Source organism: Thalassolituus sp. UBA6592, assembly GCF_002433655.1.
In the GTDB taxonomy this organism is placed as follows: Bacteria; Pseudomonadota; Gammaproteobacteria; order Pseudomonadales; family Oceanobacteraceae; genus Venatoribacter.
On the sequence record NZ_DJIO01000128.1, the window covers coordinates 36,865 to 57,191 of the forward strand.

At 53.0% G+C, this 20,327-nt stretch carries 18 protein-coding genes; 7 read left to right on the top strand and 11 right to left on the bottom strand.

From position 1 onward, the window contains the following. The 4 genes from B2Z72_RS12130 to B2Z72_RS12145 all read left to right on the top strand — a co-directional run. A partial coding sequence (locus tag B2Z72_RS12130) for a toprim domain-containing protein (protein WP_349681249.1) occupies positions 1-945 on the top strand: 945 nt, incomplete at its 5' end. A 506-nt stretch (positions 946-1,451) separates the two neighbouring features. Next, positions 1,452-1,751, top strand: coding sequence for a hypothetical protein (locus B2Z72_RS12135; protein WP_296981608.1), 300 nt, complete (start codon positions 1,452-1,454; stop codon positions 1,749-1,751). A 105-nt stretch (positions 1,752-1,856) separates the two neighbouring features. Then, positions 1,857-2,195, top strand: coding sequence for a P-loop NTPase fold protein (locus B2Z72_RS12140; protein ID WP_296981610.1), 339 nt, complete (start codon positions 1,857-1,859; stop codon positions 2,193-2,195). Next, the gene (locus B2Z72_RS12145; RefSeq protein WP_296981611.1) at positions 2,161-3,393 is read left to right on the top strand and encodes a KAP family P-loop NTPase fold protein; all 1,233 of its coding nucleotides are present in this window, start codon (positions 2,161-2,163) and stop codon (positions 3,391-3,393) included. Before B2Z72_RS12140 ends, B2Z72_RS12145 begins: the two co-directional genes overlap by 35 nt. Position 3,394: 1 nt before the next feature. Here B2Z72_RS12145 and B2Z72_RS12150 read toward each other — a convergent pair whose 3' ends face one another. Beyond that, a complete protein-coding gene (locus tag B2Z72_RS12150) occupies positions 3,395-4,528 on the bottom strand; it encodes a Fic family protein (RefSeq protein WP_296981612.1) in 1,134 nt (377 codons plus the stop codon). 279 nt (positions 4,529-4,807) lie between these two features. Here B2Z72_RS12150 and B2Z72_RS12155 point away from each other — a divergent pair, with 279 nt between their 5' ends. After that, positions 4,808-6,430, top strand: a complete 1,623-nt coding sequence (locus tag B2Z72_RS12155; protein WP_297004931.1) for a mechanosensitive ion channel family protein — start codon at positions 4,808-4,810, stop codon at positions 6,428-6,430. 134 nt (positions 6,431-6,564) lie between these two features. Here B2Z72_RS12155 and B2Z72_RS12160 read toward each other — a convergent pair whose 3' ends face one another. From B2Z72_RS12160 to B2Z72_RS12195, 8 genes are all read right to left on the bottom strand, one after another. Continuing rightward, positions 6,565-6,765, bottom strand: coding sequence for a PLDc N-terminal domain-containing protein (locus tag B2Z72_RS12160; protein WP_296981615.1), 201 nt, complete (start codon positions 6,763-6,765; stop codon positions 6,565-6,567). Positions 6,766-7,038: 273 nt separating this feature from the next. Next, positions 7,039-7,860: a lysophospholipid acyltransferase family protein gene (locus B2Z72_RS12165; RefSeq protein ID WP_296981617.1), complete on the bottom strand. Its 822-nt coding sequence runs from the start codon at positions 7,858-7,860 to the stop codon at positions 7,039-7,041. Positions 7,861-7,963: 103 nt separating this feature from the next. Further along, a complete protein-coding gene (gene gmhB / locus B2Z72_RS12170) occupies positions 7,964-8,509 on the bottom strand; it encodes a D-glycero-beta-D-manno-heptose 1,7-bisphosphate 7-phosphatase (protein WP_296981619.1) in 546 nt (181 codons plus the stop codon). 642 nt (positions 8,510-9,151) lie between these two features. Next, complete coding sequence (glyS, locus tag B2Z72_RS12175; protein ID WP_296981621.1) at positions 9,152-11,221, bottom strand: glycine--tRNA ligase subunit beta; 2,070 nt, start codon at positions 11,219-11,221, stop codon at positions 9,152-9,154. Continuing rightward, positions 11,221-12,180, bottom strand: coding sequence for a glycine--tRNA ligase subunit alpha (gene glyQ, locus B2Z72_RS12180; protein WP_414716356.1), 960 nt, complete (start codon positions 12,178-12,180; stop codon positions 11,221-11,223). The genes glyS and glyQ overlap by 1 nt, the downstream gene beginning before the upstream one ends. A gap of 232 nt (positions 12,181-12,412) precedes the next feature. Continuing rightward, complete coding sequence (locus B2Z72_RS12185; protein WP_296981625.1) at positions 12,413-12,928, bottom strand: hypothetical protein; 516 nt, start codon at positions 12,926-12,928, stop codon at positions 12,413-12,415. Positions 12,929-13,044: 116 nt separating this feature from the next. Continuing rightward, a complete protein-coding gene (locus tag B2Z72_RS12190; protein WP_296981626.1) occupies positions 13,045-13,677 on the bottom strand; it encodes a sensor histidine kinase in 633 nt (210 codons plus the stop codon). 34 nt (positions 13,678-13,711) lie between these two features. Beyond that, a complete protein-coding gene (locus B2Z72_RS12195; protein ID WP_296981628.1) occupies positions 13,712-15,349 on the bottom strand; it encodes a response regulator in 1,638 nt (545 codons plus the stop codon). Between the two features lie 129 nt (positions 15,350-15,478). Here B2Z72_RS12195 and B2Z72_RS12200 point away from each other — a divergent pair, with 129 nt between their 5' ends. Both B2Z72_RS12200 and B2Z72_RS12205 read left to right on the top strand, forming a co-directional pair. Then, on the top strand, positions 15,479-16,369 hold the full coding sequence (locus tag B2Z72_RS12200; protein WP_296981630.1) for a lysophospholipid acyltransferase family protein: 891 nt from the start codon (positions 15,479-15,481) through the stop codon (positions 16,367-16,369). Positions 16,370-16,475: 106 nt separating this feature from the next. Continuing rightward, positions 16,476-17,360, top strand: a complete 885-nt coding sequence (locus tag B2Z72_RS12205) for a lysophospholipid acyltransferase family protein (protein ID WP_297004934.1) — start codon at positions 16,476-16,478, stop codon at positions 17,358-17,360. A gap of 123 nt (positions 17,361-17,483) precedes the next feature. Here B2Z72_RS12205 and B2Z72_RS12210 read toward each other — a convergent pair whose 3' ends face one another. Then, the gene (locus B2Z72_RS12210; protein ID WP_297004937.1) at positions 17,484-18,932 is read right to left on the bottom strand and encodes a TrkH family potassium uptake protein; all 1,449 of its coding nucleotides are present in this window, start codon (positions 18,930-18,932) and stop codon (positions 17,484-17,486) included. Positions 18,933-18,944: 12 nt separating this feature from the next. Beyond that, the gene (trkA, locus tag B2Z72_RS12215; protein WP_296981639.1) at positions 18,945-20,318 is read right to left on the bottom strand and encodes a Trk system potassium transporter TrkA; all 1,374 of its coding nucleotides are present in this window, start codon (positions 20,316-20,318) and stop codon (positions 18,945-18,947) included. Positions 20,319-20,327: the final 9 nt, after the last annotated feature.

Here is a 20,327-nt window from a genome sequence, read left to right on the forward strand (position 1 = left end):
CACAGCATCATCATCATGACCGATGCCGACGTCGACGGTGCGCACATCCGTACGCTGCTGTTGACCTTCTTCTTCCGTCAGATGCCGGAAATCATTGAACGTGGCCATATCTTTATTGCTCAGCCACCACTGTACAAAATCAAACGTGGTAAGCAGGAGCAGTACATTAAGGACGAAGAGGCGATGGAGTCTTACCTGACCCACATCGCGCTGGAGAAAGCCGCTCTGCATCCTGCACCGGAAGCGCCAGCTATCACCGATGAAGCCTTTGCTGAACTGGTTGCTGACTACCGTGCTACTCAGGACACAGTAAGCCGCATGGCCAACCTGGTACCGCGTGAAGTTCTGCATGAGATGCTGACTCTGCCGCGCGTTTCCGCTGAACTGCTGGAAGATAAAGCTGGCCTGATCGCCTGGGCGGAGAAACTGTCTGAGCGTCTGCCGGATGCTGGTCGCAGTGGCAGCCACTTCGTGGTTAACGTCGTTGACGACGTTGAGCGCAACAGCAATAAGGTTCAGGTTAAGGTCATCACTCACGGTATTCCACGTGACTACCTGCTGGATAAAGACTTCTTCACCGGCGGCGGCTACAGCAAGCTGGCAACCATGAGTGAGAAGCTGAGCGCTACCCTGGAAGAGGGCGCTTATATTCAGCGTGGCGAACGTGTTCATATGATTGAAGACTTCTGGGACACTATCCAATGGCTGCTGAATGAAGCCAAAAAAGGTTTCAGCATCCAGCGCTACAAAGGTCTGGGTGAGATGAACCCGGATCAGCTGTGGGAGACCACCATGGACCCTGAAACCCGTCGTATGCTGCAGGTAACCATCGAAGACGCCATTGGCGCTGACAAGATGTTTACCACTCTTATGGGTGACGAAGTAGAACCGCGTCGTGCCTTCATTGAAGCCAACGCACTGAACGTAGCCAACCTGGACTTCTGATCCGGTTGGTTGTGTTCCACGTGGAACAGCAGCTTCTGCTGTTTATGTTTCACGTGGAACATCCATCCTACCCAAAGCTACTCTCTGGCTTTACTCCCTCAGTTTACCCCTTTAGTCACTATATCCGTGCTCAGCTGTCGCTGATTCTTTCCTTCAGCTTTGGCAGGACTTGTCTCGTCTACTGATACCACTCAGTGCTCATGTATGCGGATCTGAGGGATTTCGTGTTCCACGTGGAACACAGGGCAGGGGCGCGGACTTGAAGGTCCTCCTGCGCTTCTTGCTCAATGACGGAGAGCAGAAGAAATTGCTCTGCCTGTGGAAATACGGCAACCAATTGACCAGGTTTGCCCGCTGATTCCATTATTCCTTGCCCGTTGTAACAACTCAGTAAGAATCCTTTGTCAGCATTCCCAACCCGCTCACAGCCTTTCGTTAAGCTCTGTGGCGACGGCTGCTGCCTGATGAATTTATTAACAATGGATCGACTGATCTGAGGTTACGCCATGCCTGCTTACCCACTGCCCGATGACAGAGAAGTGCTCGTCTACTATGCCGGTGTGCTGAAAGACCGCGACAGCCGCACCATTCTTCATCGTGGTGTGGTCCGCGATCGTGAGGAAGCACTGCAACTGGCAGAGTTCTGCTGGAATGCTTATCGCCATTCAATTGCAGAATCTGAGGCCTCCGGGGAGCCAAAGACGGCGATACAGTCGGTGCATGAGTATGTGTTTCTCAACCTGATAGACGCTATGTTTACCTGCTTTGATCTCGCGGAGAGGGAAGATTCCAGGCAGGGGGGATAGATATTCGCACTCATTTGTCGCTCAGTAGCTGTTACTAAGACTTTAAAACCGGAAAATACAGGGTATTGTTATAGACCAACCAACATGGAATAACAGGAAGCTGAAGTGGGTCCGGAATACGATTGGAACTGGAGCAACGATCAGAAGGGCGTTGCTGAGCCATTACCCGGTGATCAGCTCGGCAGAGCGAAATACGCGCAGTTCTTAACCGGCTATCTGGCGGGCTTCGTCAATGAATCTTACGTGATGAACCTGAACGCTGAATGGGGCGCCGGCAAAAGCTGGTTCCTGCAACGCTGGTATCACACAGTAAAGGCACAACATCCAGCGGCATATATCGACGCCTGGAAGAATGATTTTTCTGATGATCCTTTGCTTACAGTGGCTTCAGGCTTACTGGAAGGAAGCTTTGGAGTCTTCCGAAGCTCCAAATGCGGCTGCTGAAAAATACAGAGCTTCGTCATTAAGAAAGTTGGGTCAGTTTATTAAAGGTGCATCTAAAAGTGCGCTGATACATCAGGCGAACAAGCATCTTGGAGAAGATGCTACAGAAATTCTTAAAGCTGGTATGTCCGAAGTTTCCGAAACAGTGGTCCGCTCTGTGATAGAAGAGCACCGGAATAAAATGAATGTGATCAGCGAGCTAAAAACAGAAATAGAAAACTGGATCACATTGATTACAACTGACAGTGAGCTGAGCAAACCCATGTTTGTGTTTATCGACGAACTGGATCGTTGCCGTCCGACTTACGCCATTGAATTGCTGGAAACGGTAAAGCATTTATTCGATGTAAAAGGGCTGGTATTTGTTATCGCCACCAATACCGATCAACTACAGCATTCGATTAAAGCCGTGTACGGTTCGGAGTTTGATGCACAGCGTTATCTCTACCGGTTTTTTAATCGTAGTTTTACGCTGAAGAAGGCCGACTTACTGTCCTTTATTCGGACACAGCCGGTATTTAAGGATCATCTGTCAGAGGCTTTATTAAGTACCTGTGATGGTAATGTCATTGTGGAAAATGAAGAGGTTCTTGCAAATAACCTTGCGGCCATTGCTGAGAGCTTTTGTTTTGATTTAAGGACAACATTGCAGTGGATGGATCAGTTATATCTTTGCTTTGCGTCGAACGCACAAAGAAAAAGTTTCTTGTGGCCAGTTATAGCCCTGATGATTGCAACAAAAGCAGTTTCTCAGAAAATATATGAAAACATTTTTGTTGAAAATGAATCGTGGGAGGAAGCCATTAAGCAAGTTCATCGACTTCATGAAATGGGTACATCTTTGATCCCACATTACAGGCTTAGGAAGAATCTGTCATTGAAACTCAAGGGGATGAGCTTGCTATATGCGGTGAAAGATAATTCTCTTTTTGATTTCGACAAAAGCCGGTACCGTGACATCGAAATGCCGATTGATTTGACTTTACTGGCTCGGATCTCAGCAATGCTGCTTGAGTTCGAATCTGATGCTAGCCTAACTGATAGGAATTATTTCACGAATAAAGATGCTAGGCGGAGTATTGAAGAAGTAAGTGAAACGCCCGCTTTCTTGTCAACGCTCAAGAATCAATTAATAGCGAAGAATAAGAACAGGGATAGTTATCTGAATCTTGTAGATTTAGCTTCAGATCTCGCATAAATCAGCTGAGAACCCGATACCTGGTACTCCTCCCACCGCCAGCCATCTTCTCCAGACAACCCTTAGCCACTAAGTCCGCCAGATGGCGGGTAGCGGTGGCTTTACTGACTTTGGTTACCTTCTGGTATTGCGCAGCGCTGATGCCGTCTGCAAAGCCTTTGTCGCCGCCGTCCAGCAGACGGTTCAGCACTTTGACCTGTTCTTTGTTTAAACCGGCGCTCTGGAACTTTTGCCAGAAGCGGGTTTTGGCCAGCGTGCGTTCGATATTGTTCAGCGTGTTGTTCATGGCCGCTTCCAGCGTATCGAGAAACCACAGCAGCCAGCTGGTGATATCCGGTGTTTTATCTGCTTCCTCAGCTTCGCCATCCAGCCGCTGGCTGGATTCCAGAATGTCGTAATAGCCTTTGCGGTTATCCAGAATGGCGACGGACATAGCGTACAGGCGGATGCTTTGCTGGTCAGCCTGAGCCAATGCCATATCTGTGAGGGCGCGCGCGAGGCGACCATTGCCATCATCGAACGGATGCAGGGTTATAAACCAGAAGTGGGTGATGGCGGCGCGCAACCAGGGGTCGAAACCGGGCTGTTGTGCCGTGCGGTTAAACCAGGCGATAAAGTCTTCGAGCAGCTTGTGCAGTTCCGCTCTGGGTGGCGCTTCGAAATGCACTTTCGGCCGGGTGATACTGCCGGAAACTACCTGCATAGGTTCTTCGCCACGCAGCTGACCAATTAACAAAGGGCGGCTACTCAGTGCTGTGTTCTCAGGGAACAGCCAGCTGTGCCAGCGGAAAAGACGTTCTGCACTGAGAGGGTGGTCACTGTGCAGTAGTGCGTCACTCATTATTTCTGCCAGACCTTCGGAGCGGTCGCTGACCGGGTAGTTGTGCTCAGCGGATATGCCCAGATGCCTGGCCAATGACGAACGGACGGAATCAATGTTGAGGCACTCACCCTCGATGGCGGAGGACGCGACAATATTCTGCAGCAGAGTATCGAGCGTTAACTGGCTGTCTGTCTCACCGGCTTTGCCTAACAACAGGCCGGCTTTTTTCTGCACCGCGCGCAATGCAGGGGCAACAGCAGTATTATCCCAGCTGAATTCGGGCCATTGTGGTGATTGCCAGATCCACTGCATGCACGTTACTCCGGTTTACTGTCTGGTCTGACGTGAGCCGATTAATAATGTTATTCGGCTCATATAGTGAGCCGAATAATACCCAGTATTCAGCTCATAAACCACCGCCAGCACTTCTGAGGGGAATGTATGAGCAGCAACCGCCACTGCACTGAACTTTCTTCGCCACTCCTTACATATCCGGGTATGCAAAAAGGTCTGCGGAACATCCCCTGCGACACCCGGTCGCATATACTCACCCTGATGCTTTTAGTTCTGACCGACAGGAAAGGAGTCACTGTGCGCTCATCTATCCGCAACACTTTAAAACGACCGTCCGTCATGCGCTTATTTATGCCTGTGTTTGCGCCTTTAATGCTTTTGCTTCTCATGGGCCAGGTCAGCTACGCACAGGCCGTCACGGGCGTCACAGAGGCTGTAGCGGGCTCTTCGCAGCCTTTATCTGGCACTGAAGGCAGTGACAGCGATTCTGGCACCGGTACAAAAGGAGAGAGCACAGAAGGAAACAGCACAGAGGGAAGCAGCACGGAAGGACGCAACACAGAGGGAATCAGCGATCAGCAGCTTAATGATCTTATCTCAACGCTGGAGAACGAAGAACAGCGGCAGCAGCTGATTGAACAACTGCAGCTGATGGCCCAGGCCAATGAAGAAGACGAAAAGTCACTGGATTCGCTGACGGATGTGCTGAACATTGAATCGGCCGGTTCCGGTCTGGCCAGTGATTTTGTTGGCCTGCTGCAGAGTTGGGGGCTGAGTGAAAGTTTTATCGGTGCACTGATCAGCTTTGGCTTAACCTTGTTGCTGATCGGCGTCTGTGTGTTTGCCAATAACTGGCTGGCCGTTTTGTTTAACCGCCGTCTGAGTAAGGTGCGCTCGCGTTTTCATCTGGATAAGCAGCGCTTTCGCAGTGTGTTCCTTCTGCAGCGTTGGGTCGGCTATCTGTTCGGGCTGATTTTCCTGGTGTATGCCAGCTCACGTTTGTTTACCGCTTACATCGAAGACGATACCGATTATTCATTGCCGCTCGGCTCGGTATTCGGTTTTGCCCTGACACTGGCGGTGATTATGTTTGTCTGGACGCTGATCTGGGAAGGGGTGAATGCCTTTCTTGAGGTCTTCGAGCATAAAAACCGCCGGGTTAAAGAATCACGGCTGAAGACCATCACCCCGATTATCCGCAACGTGCTGCTGTTTACCCTGTCGCTGTTCGCCATTATGGTGATCCTGTCTGAGCTGGGCGTGGATATCCTGCCGTTGATGGCCGGTGCTGGTGTGCTGGGTATCGCTATTGGTTTTGGTGCGCAGACGCTGGTGAAGGACTTCATCACCGGTGCAATGGTGATCTTTGAGGACTTGCTGCAGATTGGTGATGTCGTTCAGCTGGGCGACAAATTCGGTGCGGTGGAAAAAATCACCATCCGCAAAATTCAGCTGCGTGATCTGGATGGTACCGTGCATACCGTGCCGTTTGGTGATGTCACCATCGTCAGCAACCTGACCAAGGATTTCAGCTATTACCTGTTTAATGTCGGCGTTGCTTACCGTGAAAACGTCGATGAGGTGATGCAATGCCTGCGTGAAATAGATGAAGAATTACGCGCCGATGAGCAGTTTGGCCGTCTGATTCTGGAGCCACTGGAAATTCTCGGACTTGATCAGTTTGCTGACAGCGCGTTGATTATTAAAGCGCGCAGCAAAACCCTGCCCCATGAAAAATGGAACGTCGGGCGCGAATTTAACCGCCGCATGAAGATTGCCTTTGATGAGCGCAATATCGAAATTCCGTTCCCGCATCAGACGCTCTATTTTGGCGAAGACAAGAGCGGGAAAGCGCCGGCAGCAAATATCCGCCTGTTGTCAGAAGCAGCCAATAATGCGGATGAAGAACAAAGCAGCTGAAGGATAACTTAATTCCCACCTGCAGCTCAGACTGACCCTGATTTGCAGTTGAATAGCCGCTGAAAAGCAGGCAAAAAAAAGGCCGCTCATTGAGGCGGCCGAACCACTTGCGGGGTTGGAGAGATGAAGGAAAACTACTCAGAGAGATTTGCCTTACCGCGCGGCCCGAAAAACAGCCAGGCGATAAAGCCGAGCAGGGGGAGTACAAAGATGGCGACAATCCAGACGGCTTTGCCCGCATTTGATGCTGACCGCGATTGAACGACATTTATCAATGCGTAAACGTCTGCGATCAGAATCAGCAAGCCGATAAACCCGGATAAACCAGTCATCATTGTTGATCTCTCCCTGTTGCGTAACCTTAGGACTGGCGATTTTCAAAGTTGTTCCTGAGCCGATCACGGAATAATGGCAACGGACTGTTGCAGAACTTTTTGCTGAAATGCTAAGGCTTAACAGTGAGCGGAGTTTCTGTGAGTGAGCTGCCTGCGCAGCTGCTGTTTAAGTTAAACAGAAGTCTTTGCAGCGCATCTGGCCGTGCGTAAGGGAAATAAAAACGGCAGCCTGAGCTGCCGTCGATAAAACGCTGGGTCACTGACTGAGAAGCGTCAGAAGCGTTTGCCACTGGTGTCGTTCTGCACCAGTTCCCCATTAAAGGATACAGTTGAGATACGATCGGTTTGCTCGTTAATCCAGTTCTCTGTCTGTTCAGCCAGCTGAGCTGAGGTCAGATCAGCGGATGGGAATGCCGGACTGATCACCACATGGATGGTTCCTGGCCGCTTCACCCAGCTGTTGTTCGGCCAGTATTCGCCGGAGTTGTGGGCAATGGCGATGACGTCAGCGCCGGATTTACTGGCTAACATGGCCCCGCCTTTGGAAAAGGTCTTACGCTTACCCGGTGGAACACGGGTGCCTTCCGGGAATACCAAAACATGAATCCCTGATTCCAGCCGGTCTGTGCCCTGAGTGAGTACTTGCTTCATGGCACCGGTGCGCTTGCTGCGGTCGATGAAAATCGGATGAATAAGGTTGAGCATCCAGCCAAACAGCGGCAGATAAAACAGCTCTTTCTTAACCACCTGAACGTGCGGAGTGATCAGCGTTGGCAGGAAAAAGGTTTCCCAGGTGCTCTGGTGCTTGCTCAGCAGCACATAGCCACGGCCATCATGAGGGATGTTTTCTTTGCCTTCGACTTCATAGCGCACGCCGCAGATCCAGCGCAGAGCGAAGATCGCAGCACGGCAGGGAATGCCCATGACAAAGAAATTACGGGCTTTCAGTGGCAGCAGCAGACCAATGGTGAAGCTGGGGATGAACCACACCAGGGTAATCATCGCCAGCACCACATAAAAGATTACTGTGCGCACATACCAGCTGGCTGCTGCGCCGGAAGCGGAGTTAGTTGTCACGCTGCTTGTTGGTTCCATATCGCCCGTACCTGAAGGCCTCTGTTAATGAGATAACAGGTTTATACCATTTAATGGTACGGCAGCCGTTGCCTCTGCGGCGAATAACTGTTTCCTTGGTTGCTCAATCGGCCAGCAGATGGTCAGTAAACGCCGCCAGATCGTTAAAGACCGGAGTGTGCTCCAGCCCGGCTGTGGAGGTTAGTTTGCCCTCACTTTTTGCTCCTTTGCCGCTGCGCACCAGTGCCGGGCGGCAGCCGGCGGCCAAACCGGCTTCCAGATCACGGATCGAGTCACCCACCATCCAGGCGCCCTGAGCCGACGTGTTCAGCGCCTTTTCGATCTGGTGGATCAGGCCAGGCAGCGGCTTGCGGCAGTCGCAATCATCATCCGGACCATGGGGGCAGTAGGCGATATGGGCAAACCGTCCTCCGCTTGCTTCTGCCAGCGCGATCATCTTAGCGTGCATGGCGTCGAGATCATCCTGAGTGAAATAACCCCGGGCCAGACCGCTCTGATTGGTGGCAACCGCGATGGTGTAGCCGGCTTCATACAGACGCCCAACGGCTTCGGCACTGCCGGCAATAGGAATCCATTCATCAACGGATTTTACATAAGCGTCTGAGTCTTCGTTCAGAACACCGTCGCGGTCGAGGATAATCAGTTTCATTATTACGGCACTTCGGGTTAAAGGAACATGTTTGAATAGTTGCCCGGAGTATAACGAGTTGGCAAGGCAAATAAAAAACCCCACGGTGCGGGGGCAGGTGCTATGAAGATCAGCCCTGCTATTGTAAGGGCTGACTTAGTGGAATTAATCCGAGGCAAATATCGCCAAATTTTTACATATAGATCAGTGGCGACAACACCGGTAATTTATCACCACCCCAAATGGGAAAAACTAAAGTATTCAAAATAATAGGAATAAAGCATGTCAGGAAAATTGCATTTATAAAAATTGGAGAATGTACGTTGGAATATTTATTTTTCAGTAATTTTTTAGGCTACGTCTTTGTTACCGATTTTGTAACCCTCACTTTCTATAACCCGCTCTCTGTAACTACGCATCCTGATACCGGCTTTTACAGCTTCGCTTTTTAAACGTCGGTTTTCTGCTATCAATTTTACGCACATCGATTTCTCGCCCGGTGATTGCGACCGAAAAAACAGAACGGAGTGCAAAGGGGAAAGTGCAAAGATCAGATTAAAAAGTACAGCGCAGTCAGGCATAAGAATGAAGGTGAGTATCTCAGTGCAAACAAAAAAGCCCGGTACTGTTGCCAGTACCGGGCTTTTGCAGGCTTAAGTAAGCTTACAGCACAGAGATGTCCGCAATCCCCATAAACATCGCACGCAGCTGTTTCAGCAGCGCCAGGCGGTTATTTTTCACCGCTTCGTTATCAGAGATCACCATCACGTTGTCGAAGAAGTCATCCACAACTTTGCGCAGTGTGGAAAGTGCTTCCAGCGCCATGCTGTAGTTGCCTTTTTCCAGAGACGGAATGATCAGGTCTTTGAGGCCGGTCATCTGTTCAAACAGGGCTTTTTCTTCTGCCGCTTCAAACAGGCTGGCATCCACGTCAGCAGATACTGCGTCACCATTGTTCTTCGCCAGAATATTGGAAACCCGCTTGTTGGCGGCTGCCAGAGCTTCAGCGGATTCCAGCTTGCTGAATTCATGTACGGCCTGTACGCGACGGTTTACATCCAGAGCGTTGGTGATGCCCAGTGTACGAACTGCCTGGAATACTTCGGCCGGGATACCTTCATCGTGGTACCAGGCGCTGAAGCGGTCCAGCATATATTCGGTCAGCACGGCTTTGGTGTCGGATTTCAGATCGGTTTCCCAATCGTTGGCCAGCGCCCAGTCGATCAGGGTGCCGAGGTCGATATTAATTTCTTTTTCAACCAGCAGACGCAGCACACCCAGAGACGCACGACGCAGTGCGAAAGGGTCTTTGGAGCCGGTCGGAATCTGGCCGGTACCGAACAGGCCTGCCAGGCTGTCGAGACGGTCTGCCAGAGCAATCAGCGTACCGGTCTGTGTTTGCGGTAAAGCATCACCGGCAAACGCAGGCATGTATTGTTCGATCATGGCGGCGCACACTTCTTCCGGCTCGCCATCGTGCTCGGCGTAGTATTTACCGGCCAGACCCTGCAGGTCGGTAAATTCAAATACCATGTTGGACACCAGATCGTTTTTACACAGGTGCGCAGCACGCTGTACCAGCACTTTATCAGCGCCCAGCTGTTCGGCAATCTTAGTTGCCAGCGCGCTGATACGGCGGGTTTTGTCGGCCACAGAGCCCAGACCATTGACCCACACCACGTTTTCCAGTTTCGGGAAACGGCTGGCCAGCGGGTGTTTGCGGTCGGTATCCCAGAAGAAAGCGGCATCGGCCAGACGTGGGCGAATAACTTTCTCGTTACCTGAGATCACCTGTGACGGATCTTTGGATTCAATGTTGGCGATGGTGATGAAGTTTGGCAGCAGCTTGCCGTCTTTCATTACGTGGAAGTATTTCTGGTGTTCTTTCATGGAAGACACCAGTGCTTCCTGTGGTACGCGCAGGAAGTCTTCATCGAAGGAGCCAGCCAGAGCCACCGGCCATTCGTTCAGCGCGGTCACTTCATTCAGCAGATCGTCATCGATCACCGCTTCGCCACCGAGTTTTTTACCTTCGGCTTCTACCTGACCTTTGATCAGCGCAGAGCGCTCTGCGAAGTCGGCCATTACATAGGCTTCGCGCAGTTTGCTTTCGTATTCGTCCGGCGCAGAAATGGTGATTTCGCCCGGTGCGTGGAAACGGTGACCGCGGGTGGTGTTGCCGGCTTTCAGGCCCAGCACTTCAGCATCGACCACGTCGTTGCCGAACAGCATGATCAGCCAGTGTACCGGACGTACGAATTCAACCCGGGAAGCACCCCAGCGCATACGTTTTGGAATCGGCAGTTTATCCAGACTGTTCTGTACGATGTCGCCCAGCAGTTCAGTGGTCTGCTTGCCTTTAATAACGCGGTTCAGCATCAGCTTGCCAGCATTTTTGCCGTGGGATTCCGGCGCGGTTTCCAGCTGAGCAGCGTCAGCACCGGCACGCTCAGCAAAACCGATAGCGGCTTTGGTTGGTTTGCCGTCGGCATCAAAAGCGATCTTGGCTGGCGGGCCGTACAGAGTTTCTTCTTTGTCGGCCTGCTGTTCTTCCAGTGCGTTGATACGCACCGCCAGGCGGCGTGGTGCCGCAAAAGATACAACGTCAGCGAAGCTCAGGCCCGCTTCTTTCAGGCCGTCTTCAATGCCCTGGGTGAACGCTGCAGATAAGTTTTTCAGTGCCGTTGGTGGCAGTTCTTCGGTACCCAGTTCGATTAACAGATCACGACTCATTACTTCTTCTCCTGGGCGTTTTTCTCAGCATCTTTCTCAGCCTGTTCAGCTTTCTGTGCCAGGTACTTGGCCAGCACATCCGCACGGTTGGCTTCATCAGCCAGCGGGAAGCCTTTTTCTGCACGGCTGGCGAAGTAGCAGTGCGCTACGGCACGTGCCAGGGTACGTACCCGCAGGATGTAACCCTGACGCTCAGTCACGGAAATCGCGCCGCGGGCGTCGAGCAGGTTAAAGGTGTGGGAGGCTTTCAGCGTCTGTTCGTACGCTGGCAGCGGCAGGTTGGCTTCTACCAGACGGTTACAGTCCACTTCATATTGATTGAAGGCCTGGAACAGGAAGTCGGTGTCGGCGTATTCAAAGTTGTAGGTGGACTGCTCCACTTCGTTCTGGTGGAACACGTCGCCGTAGGTCACGGCTTTGCCATCCGGACCGTAAGTCCAGACCAGATCGTAAACAGAATCCACTTCCTGCAGGTACATGGCGATACGCTCAAGACCGTAGGTGATCTCACCGGTTACCGGGAAGCATTCCAGACCACCGGCCTGCTGGAAGTAAGTAAACTGAGTGACTTCCATACCGTTCAGCCAGATTTCCCAGCCCAGACCCCAGGCGCCCAGAGTCGGCGATTCCCAGTTGTCTTCTACGAAACGGATGTCGTGCACGCCGGAGTCGATACCCAGTGCCTGCAGAGAAGCCAGGTACAGATCCTGGAAGTCCGCCGGAGACGGCTTCATCACCACCTGGAACTGGTAGTAGTGTTGCAGACGGTTCGGGTTCTCACCATAACGGCCATCGGTTGGACGGCGGCTTGGCTGAACATAAGCCGAGTTCCAGTTTTCAGGGCCGATAGAACGCAGGAACGTGTGCACGTGAAAGGTACCGGCACCCACTTCCATATCGAGGGGTTGGTTAATCACACAGCCCTGATCGGACCAGTATTCCTGCAGGGCGGCAATCATGCCCTGAAAGGTTTTGACGTTGTGGCGACTCTGACTCACGGTGGGATTCCTGAATTCTCAAAGAGTATGTTTGGCAGTGCCAAGATAAAATGACGCAGGATTATACCAGTGCTGGCCGATGTTTGCAGGGGGCTGGCCTAACCCGGGGCAGAACAGTTTGTCCGCTGCGCCCGGCGTCCGGCAGGTTGCGACACCCGGTCAGCAGCAGGATGCGTCATATCGGTAGCGCAGCTCAGATATCTCCGGCAATGCGGCTGAAACTCTCCTGTCGGATATTGGTGGAGCTGAGCATCAGGATATGTTCAGCGACATCGTCTTTTACGATAAAGGCCAGACACTCGGTTTCATTGCAGACGCTGTAGCTCTCTTTGCCGGGCGAGGATTGCTGGCGAACGTGTGACAGATCATAGGTCGCTTCATATACGCTGCGGCTTTGATCGAAACGAAGCCGGTCGGCGTCTTTCAGGTTGTCGGTTTGCTTTAACCCAAGAGCATAACGCGGGTAATCGGCGAGAATAAAATCACTGTCCAGATTTTCCAGCAGGCGGCTGACCGACATGGCCATAAGAACGCCGCCGGATGGTGATTTCACTGCAACGGATAAATCACCAGCGGCAAAGAAATGTCCGCCGCTGGCAACGTCGTGGGGGATTCTGATATTAAAACCGGGCGTGTTCAGGTAACTGTCAGAGGGGCTTTCTGAACACCCCGCCAGCATTCCCAAAACAATCAGCAACAGAATTCTCATTGGCTTCCTTACCTTGTTAAACAGAGATTCCGCAGCTTATACGAAGGTGGTTTTGGCTGGCATGACTGATGTCGCAACTAATAGATTTATTTCTGAACGTCCTGTTCAGATGCGCTTCAGGGCAGGCTCAGAGTGACGCTGGCACCGCCCTGTGAGCGGTTGGCGATGGTGACTTTGCCGATGTCTTCGCCGTTTCTGTGCGCTTCGGCAATCAGTTTGACGAAGAACAGGCCAAGGCCGCTGCCTTCGGTTTTGGTGGTGTCTTTTTCGCCGGAAAGAATGGATTCATCAAAACCGTGACCGTTATCCTGCACGGTGATGTGGAGTCCGTTGCTGTCATCGGCGGTCAGCTGAATGCGGTTGGCGCCGGCCTGGGCACTGTTGGTGATCAGGGTCACCAGCGCCAGCTGAATCAGATTCTCGTTGTAGAAGCCCTGGCACTCGTCGGCGATTTCATTCACCAACTTGATCGTCGGGTACTGTAACTGGATGGCTTCAATGGCATCGCTGGCGGTATCTCTCGGCCAGGCATCGTCCATGGGAAAATTCTGCTGCTGCTCCAGCCGGAACAGACTGACCATCTGCATGGTGTCATTCTTTAAGCGGTTGGTGCGCTGCAGAATCGGTTGCAGGTGATGGTGGTAACGGGCCGGAATCTGGCTGATTGCTTCCTGCTCATAGTCCAGCAGGGACTGCAGCTGATTCTTCAGGTCGTGAATTACGGCGGCAACCATGTGCTCGAATTTCATACCGTCTCCTGGTGGTCGGATCTGCGCGTTGTGCCTACAGACCTGCGGCGCGTTTCAGCCGCGTAAAACTGTGCTTCAGCCGTTCGTAACGCTCATAGCGTTCATCGTTGCTGCCCATCGGTCCGATGCGCTGAAAGTAGCGGTAACAATCTTTCAGTTGAACCAGATCCATCTGTGTATTTTCAATCAGGCTGATTTTCGCCTGAATCGCGTTCAGCAGTACACTGATTCCGGCCTCTTCATAGTTGGCCGCTTCGTCAAAGGCTTCAATAGCCTGAGAAAACTCACCTTTTTCATAACAGCCGACACCTCTGGCATTCAGCCTGGCGGTATGTTCCCGGATGGTCATCTGATTCAGACTGTTTTCCAGCGCCTGCAGCTGCTGCCCATGTTCGTCTGACAGACCTTCCGCTTTCAGTTTGCGCATCAGATCTTTGGCCTTTACATGCTGCCCGGTGTCGACGTAGGCGCCAGCCATTTTCAGCTGTTGTGCATGGTCGGGTTTTTTGATTCTGCCTAAGGCGGTTTCTGCATTTTTAGCGGATTTCAGGGCCTTATCTTCATCACCTATGGTTACGAAGGTTTTACCTTCGACGATGCAGGTTTCAAACATTACGGATTCCTGACCGGCATAGTCCTGACGCAGCTCATCAAATGCACGCAGAACTTTCTCAAGACGCAGTTTCTGGACCCGGTCGGAGCCGCCTTTCAGCAGATGGCGAACGGCGTCAGAAAACTGCAGGTAGTTATGAGCGGTTTTGTAGCAGGAGAAACGGCCAAGGCGCATGGCCTGTTCGAAGGCTGCTTCAGCAACCGGAAAGTCGCAGTTCTGGTAAGCAATACGCCCCAGTTCCATTTGTCGCAGAACGGCTTTGGGGGAAATTTCCACGGCTTTCTCCAGCTGCTTCTGCGCTTCCTGCGGACGCCCCAGACTGTTGAGAATAATGGCGCACCAGTCATAGCACTGCACATACATTGGGTGATCGATCAGTGTGCGCTGCAGCAGTGCCAGAGCATTTTCTGATTCACCCATAAAGTGAATGCAGATGGCCTGGCCCAGGCGCGCCCAGGACACCGAGCGCTTGTTGAGGAGCTGCGAATAGATCTCCAGCGCCTGCTGATAGCGTTTCTGACGGACGTAAAGTTTGCCCAGAATACGGATCAGCGGCATTTCCAGTTTGGGGTATTTGGTCAGCAGAATTTCAGCGGCGGCAATGGCCTTATCGATTTCGCCGCCGTCGATAAAGGCGTCGACTTCGGCCAGTTTCTGTTTGGTGGTCAGAATCCTCGTCAGGCGCTCGCGCAGCATGTTCAGGGTGAATGGTTTGGTGATGTAGTTATCGGGCTCGTATTCCAGAGCGCCCATCACCATGTCGACGGCGTTTTCACCGGTGACCAGAATAAACAGCGAGCTGGCACGCAGGCGGCTGGTATAGCGGGCTTCTTCCAGAATCTGCTGGCCGTCTTTGCCTTTGCCGAGGTTATAGTCTGAAAGAACGATGTCATAATCTTTCTCCAGAATGAAATCCATGGCTTCGCGGCCATCGGTGGCGGTATCCATCGTCTGTGCGCCAAGAATGGTGAGCATCTTCTTCATGGAGCTGCGGGCTTCGACCAGGTCGTCCACAATCAGAATGCGTTTGTCCTGCAGAGCATGTTCGAGGTTGATCATGGGGTATGGAATTTTCAGAGTCAGATGGTTTGAGTCTAGCAGAGCAACAGAGTGGTGCTTTTCTGGCTCTTATAAAAATCGCTCTGCGCTTTTACCCTTCGACGGATATTGTGAAACCCTGCTTTTTGTATGAAAAATCTGATCGGCTATCTGACCATTTTTATTATCCGTCTGTTCAGCTGGATGCCACTGGGTATGGCCCGGGCGTTCGGCTGCCTGCTGGCGCGAATCGTCTGGCGTACCAGTGATTCGTTCCGCCATGTGGCGGACGTGAACACCCGTCTGTGTTTCCCTCAGTTGCCGGATAGCGAACGTAATCGTCTGATGCGTAAGGCTTTTATTAATAACGCCATGATGTTTACCGAGATGGGACTGATGTGGGGACGTCCGGCCAAAGACTCCCTGGCGCATATCAATCAGATTCATGGCGAAGAGATTTTTGACGCCGCCATTACTGAAGGTAAGGGCGTATTACTGCTGGTGCCACACCTGGGCAACTGGGAGCTGACCAACACGTATATTGCTTCCCGCTCAGATCTGACGGCCATGTATCGCCCGGCGCGCAATCCGGTGTTTGATGAATGGATGCACAGCCGCCGCGAAGCAACCGGTGGTGAATTGGTACCGACCACCACCGGCGGCATCAAGGCACTGTACCGGGCTCTGCGCAACGGCGGTGTGGTTGGGGTTCTGCCGGATCAGGAACCAAGACCGGAAGGCGGCGAGTTCGCGCCTTTCCTTGGCACTCAGGCTCTGACGCCAACCCTGCCGGTTCAGCTGCTGAAGCGTACCGGTGCGCGCGCGGTATTTCTGTTTGCCCGCAGGCTGGAAGATCAGGCGAAGTTCGATCTGCACTTTGTCGAGCCGGATGAGGAAATTTACGCCGCGGATACCTCTGTGGCGCTGGCTGCAATGAACCGCACGGTCGAACGTTGTATCCGTATTTGCCCGGAACAATACCAGTGGCTGTATAAGCGTTTTAAGCGTCAGCCTGCGGGGCGCGACAATCCTTACCGGTAGCGTTTGCACTGGTGCTGCTTCCGCAACAAATATTTCCACATTGTGAACAACTGGTTACACTGCGCTTTCTCAATAAAAGCAGGGTGTTTTCGTGGTTGGATATTTTATGATCGGGCTGATCAAAGTCATGGGCCTGATTCCGCTTAAATGGTCACAACGCATCGGTCGTCTGATTGGCCATATCCTCTACCGTCGCCGCACCTGTTCCCGTGAAGTTGCCCGCGTTAATCTGCAGATGTGTTATCCCGATATGGCGGAAGTTGAGCTTGAACGTCTGCTGCAGCAAACCTTGCTACAGAATGGCATGACAGGCACTGAGATGGGTCCGATGTGGGGTTATTCACAGCAGGAAGGTCTGGCGCTGCTGAAAAATGTACATAACGAAGAGTTGTTTGATCAGGCGCTGGCGGATGAGCGCGGCGTGCTGTTGCTGTGTCCGCATCAGGGCAACTGGGAACTTGTGAACAACTATGTGTCGTCGCGGTGTCCTATCACCATCATGTACCGTCCGGCGAAGAGTAAGGTCTTCAATGAATGGATGGTCAGCCGCCGTGAACAGGTGGGCTGCAAACTGGTACCAACCACGGGCGCGGGGGTTAAGCACTTGTTTGCCGTTCTGAAGGGGGGCGGTATGGTGGGCTTTTTGCCGGACCAGGAGCCTAAGGCACGCAGCGGAGTATTTGCGCCGTTTATGGCGGTGGAGCAGACGCTGACCCCCAAACTGCCCCATGAGCTGCTGAAACGTACCGGCGCGATCGGGCTGTTTATCTCGGTTGAGCGGTTGCCGGATGCAGAAGGTTTCGATATCCATTTCTTCGCTGCGGATGATGAGCTTTATGCGGATGACGCCGTGGTAGCCGCCGCTGCCCTGAACCGGGGCATTGCACAGTGTGTAGCAGTGGCTCCGGCTCAGTATCAGTGGACCTATAAGCGCTTTAAACGCCAGCCGGATGACGGTAAGAACCCTTATAAAGTGGCCGGTGTGCCCTGAGCGATGGGCTGGAAAAGAGAGTATCGAGGGATACAAAAAAGGAAGGCATTGCCTTCCTTTTTTATTGTCTGTCTTTTATTGCCAGATCTTTCTATTGAATGAGCCTCGCCCGGAGCTGAATCCTCAGCTGCGCCAGAAGGTCGGACTTAACAGCACCAGCAGGGTAAAAATCTCCAGCCGGCCGAGCAGCATGGTCAGCGCCAGTAACCACTTTGCAGTATCTGAAATATCACCGTAGTGAGTGGCCACTGCGCCCAGACCAGGGCCGAGGTTATTCAGGCAGGAGCCAACCGCAGAGAAGGCGGTCACCTGATCCAGGCCGGTGGCCATCAGCGCCAGCATCATCACCATAAAGGTGACGATATACATAGCAAAGAAGCCCCACACAGCATCGAGAATGCGGTCACCCACTGCACGGTTGCCAAGCTTCACCGGAATCACCGCGTTCGGGTGCACCAGACGGCGGATCTCGCGCACGCCCTGTTTATAAATCAGCAGTACGCGGATTACTTTCATGCCACCGCCGGTCGAACCGGTGCAGCCGCCGATAAAGGCCATCATAAACAGCAGAACTGGCAGAAACACCGGCCACACCGAGAAGTCGGAAGTGCCAAAGCCCGCGGTCGTGGCGACAGATACCACTTCAAACAGACCGTAGCGCACGGAATGGGTGAAGTCGTAAGTGCCGGTGTACCACAGTGCGGAAATCGCCAGCAGCACACCACCGCCAAGCACCAGAAAGAAGAACTTCAGTTCGGAGTCTTCAAAGTAATGCAGCAGCGTACGGTTACGCCAGGCAAAGAAGTGCAGCGAGAAATTCAGCGCCGCAATCAGCATAAAGAAGATCGCGATACCTTCGATCAGTGGACTGTCGAAATACCCGATGGAAGCGTCATAGGTGGAGAATCCGCCGATACCTACGGTGGCAAAGCTGTGGGAAATGGCATCAAACAGACTCATGCCCGCTGCCCAGTAAGCCAGTGCGCAGCTGATGGTCAGGAACAGATAGATGTACCACAGGGCTTTGGCGGTTTCGGCGATACGCGGTGTGAGCTTGGAATCTTTCATCGGCCCCGGCATTTCTGCCCGATACAGCTGCATACCACCAATACCGAGCATGGGCAGAATGGCGACAGCCAGAACGATAATCCCCATGCCGCCCATCCACTGCAGCTGCTGGCGATACCAGAGAATGGATTTGGGCAAATATTCGAGGCCAGTCATCACCGTGGCACCGGTGGTGGTCCAGCCGGACAGGGATTCAAAGAAGGCGTCGGCGAAGTCCAGCCCGGGCTTATCAGCGATCATAAACGGCAGAGTGCCGGCCAACCCCAGGGTCAGCCAGAACAGTGCAGCAATCAGGAAGCCGTCGCGGGTGCGCAGTTCTTCATGTACACGGCGCACCGGCAGCCAGGACGTAAAGCCGATGCCAAGAATCAGCAGCATGGCGGTAATAAAGGCATCGGTGGCACCATCATCATAAATAACCGAGATGATGATGGGCGGCACCATGGTGATGCTGAACAGCATCAGGAAGATGCCGAGGATACGGGCGATAACGGTCAGATGCATACGCAGGTATCCTCAGAAGAAGCCGAGGCCAACCTGGAACAGCCGCTCCACGTCGGCAATGTGTTTCTTGTTCATTACGAACAGAATCACATGGTCATCGGATTCCACCAGAACATCGGAACTGGCCATAATCACTTCTTCGCCGCGCACGATAGCACCAATGGTGGTACCCGGTGGCAGCTTGATTTCACGGATCTTGCGACCAACCACCTTGGATGAGCGGCTGTCACCGTGGGCGATCGCTTCAATGGCTTCTGCTGCACCACGACGCAGTGAGTGAACGTTTACCACGTCACCGCGGCGCACGTGCGTGAGCAGGCTGCCGATGGTGGCCTGTTGTGGCGACAGCGCCACGTCGACCATACCGCCCTGTACCAGATCCACATAGGCGGCTTTGTTGATCAGGGTGATTACCTTGCGCGCGCCCAGTCGTTTGGCCAGCAGTGACGACATGATGTTCACTTCATCATCGTTGGTCAGAGCACAGAACACGTCGGTGCTTTCGATGTTTTCTTCTTCCAGCAGCGTCTTATCGGTAGCACTGCCGAGCAGCACCACGGTGCGGTTCAGGTGCTCACTGAGGAACTCGGTGCGGCCGGGATTGTGTTCGATGATTTTGATCTGGTAATGCTTTTCCAGCGTGCGGGCGAGGCGGTAGCCAATGTTACCACCACCGACGATCATGACCCGGCGGTAGGAATCTTCTTCCCGGCGCAGCTCTTTCATGACCCGGCGGATGTGCGCTTTGGCGGCGACGAAGAACACTTCATCGTCGGCTTCGATCACAGTATCACCGGTTGGCTCGATGGCTTTGTTGCGGCGGAATACCGCGGCCACACGGGCATCAATGTTCGGCAGGTGGTTCTTCAGGTGGTGAATTTCCTGACCTACGAGCGGGCCGCCGTAGTAGGCTTTTACCGCAACCAGCTGGGCGCGACCTTCGGCGAAGTCCATTACCTGCAGCGCACCCGGATACTGCAGCAGGCGGCTGACATAGTTCGTAACCACCTGCTCAGGTGAGATCAGAACGTCGACCGGAAAGGCATCGGCACGGAACAGTTCGGTCTGCTTCAGATACTGGCCGGTACGGATACGACTGATTTTGGTCGGCGTACGGAACAGGGTGTAAGCGATCTGGCAGGCGACCATATTGGTCTCATCGGAATTGGTCACTGCGATCAGCATATCGGCGTCGTCGGCGCCGGCATCGCGCAGGATATTCGGATGCGAGCCCATGCCCATCACCGTTTTGATATCGATGCGGTCCTGCAGCTCACGCAGGCGATCGGCGTCGGTATCGACCACCGTAATGTCGTTCTGCTCGTTGGCGAGGTTTTCTGCCAGTGAGCCGCCAACCTGGCCGGCTCCGAGGATGATAATCTTCACGCTATCCGC

What these genes read in the sequence shown, in the direction of transcription:
- B2Z72_RS12195 (WP_296981628.1), bottom strand. Translation starts at nt 15,349, where the DNA reads ATGATCAACCTCGAACATGCTCTGCAGGACAAACGCATTCTGATTGTG.
- B2Z72_RS12185 (WP_296981625.1), bottom strand. Translation starts at nt 12,928, where the DNA reads ATGAGAATTCTGTTGCTGATTGTTTTGGGAATGCTGGCGGGGTGTTCA.
- B2Z72_RS12150 (WP_296981612.1), bottom strand. Translation starts at nt 4,528, where the DNA reads ATGCAGTGGATCTGGCAATCACCACAATGGCCCGAATTCAGCTGGGAT.
- B2Z72_RS12200 (WP_296981630.1), top strand. Translation starts at nt 15,479, where the DNA reads ATGAAAAATCTGATCGGCTATCTGACCATTTTTATTATCCGTCTGTTC.
- B2Z72_RS12210 (WP_297004937.1), bottom strand. Translation starts at nt 18,932, where the DNA reads ATGCATCTGACCGTTATCGCCCGTATCCTCGGCATCTTCCTGATGCTG.
- glyS (WP_296981621.1), bottom strand. Translation starts at nt 11,221, where the DNA reads ATGAGTCGTGATCTGTTAATCGAACTGGGTACCGAAGAACTGCCACCA.
- B2Z72_RS12135 (WP_296981608.1), top strand. Translation starts at nt 1,452, where the DNA reads ATGCCTGCTTACCCACTGCCCGATGACAGAGAAGTGCTCGTCTACTAT.
- B2Z72_RS12160 (WP_296981615.1), bottom strand. Translation starts at nt 6,765, where the DNA reads ATGATGACTGGTTTATCCGGGTTTATCGGCTTGCTGATTCTGATCGCA.
- B2Z72_RS12165 (WP_296981617.1), bottom strand. Translation starts at nt 7,860, where the DNA reads ATGGAACCAACAAGCAGCGTGACAACTAACTCCGCTTCCGGCGCAGCA.
- glyQ (WP_414716356.1), bottom strand. Translation starts at nt 12,180, where the DNA reads ATGATTGCCGCCCTGCAGGAATACTGGTCCGATCAGGGCTGTGTGATT.
- B2Z72_RS12205 (WP_297004934.1), top strand. Translation starts at nt 16,476, where the DNA reads ATGATCGGGCTGATCAAAGTCATGGGCCTGATTCCGCTTAAATGGTCA.
- B2Z72_RS12190 (WP_296981626.1), bottom strand. Translation starts at nt 13,677, where the DNA reads ATGAAATTCGAGCACATGGTTGCCGCCGTAATTCACGACCTGAAGAAT.
- gmhB (WP_296981619.1), bottom strand. Translation starts at nt 8,509, where the DNA reads ATGAAACTGATTATCCTCGACCGCGACGGTGTTCTGAACGAAGACTCA.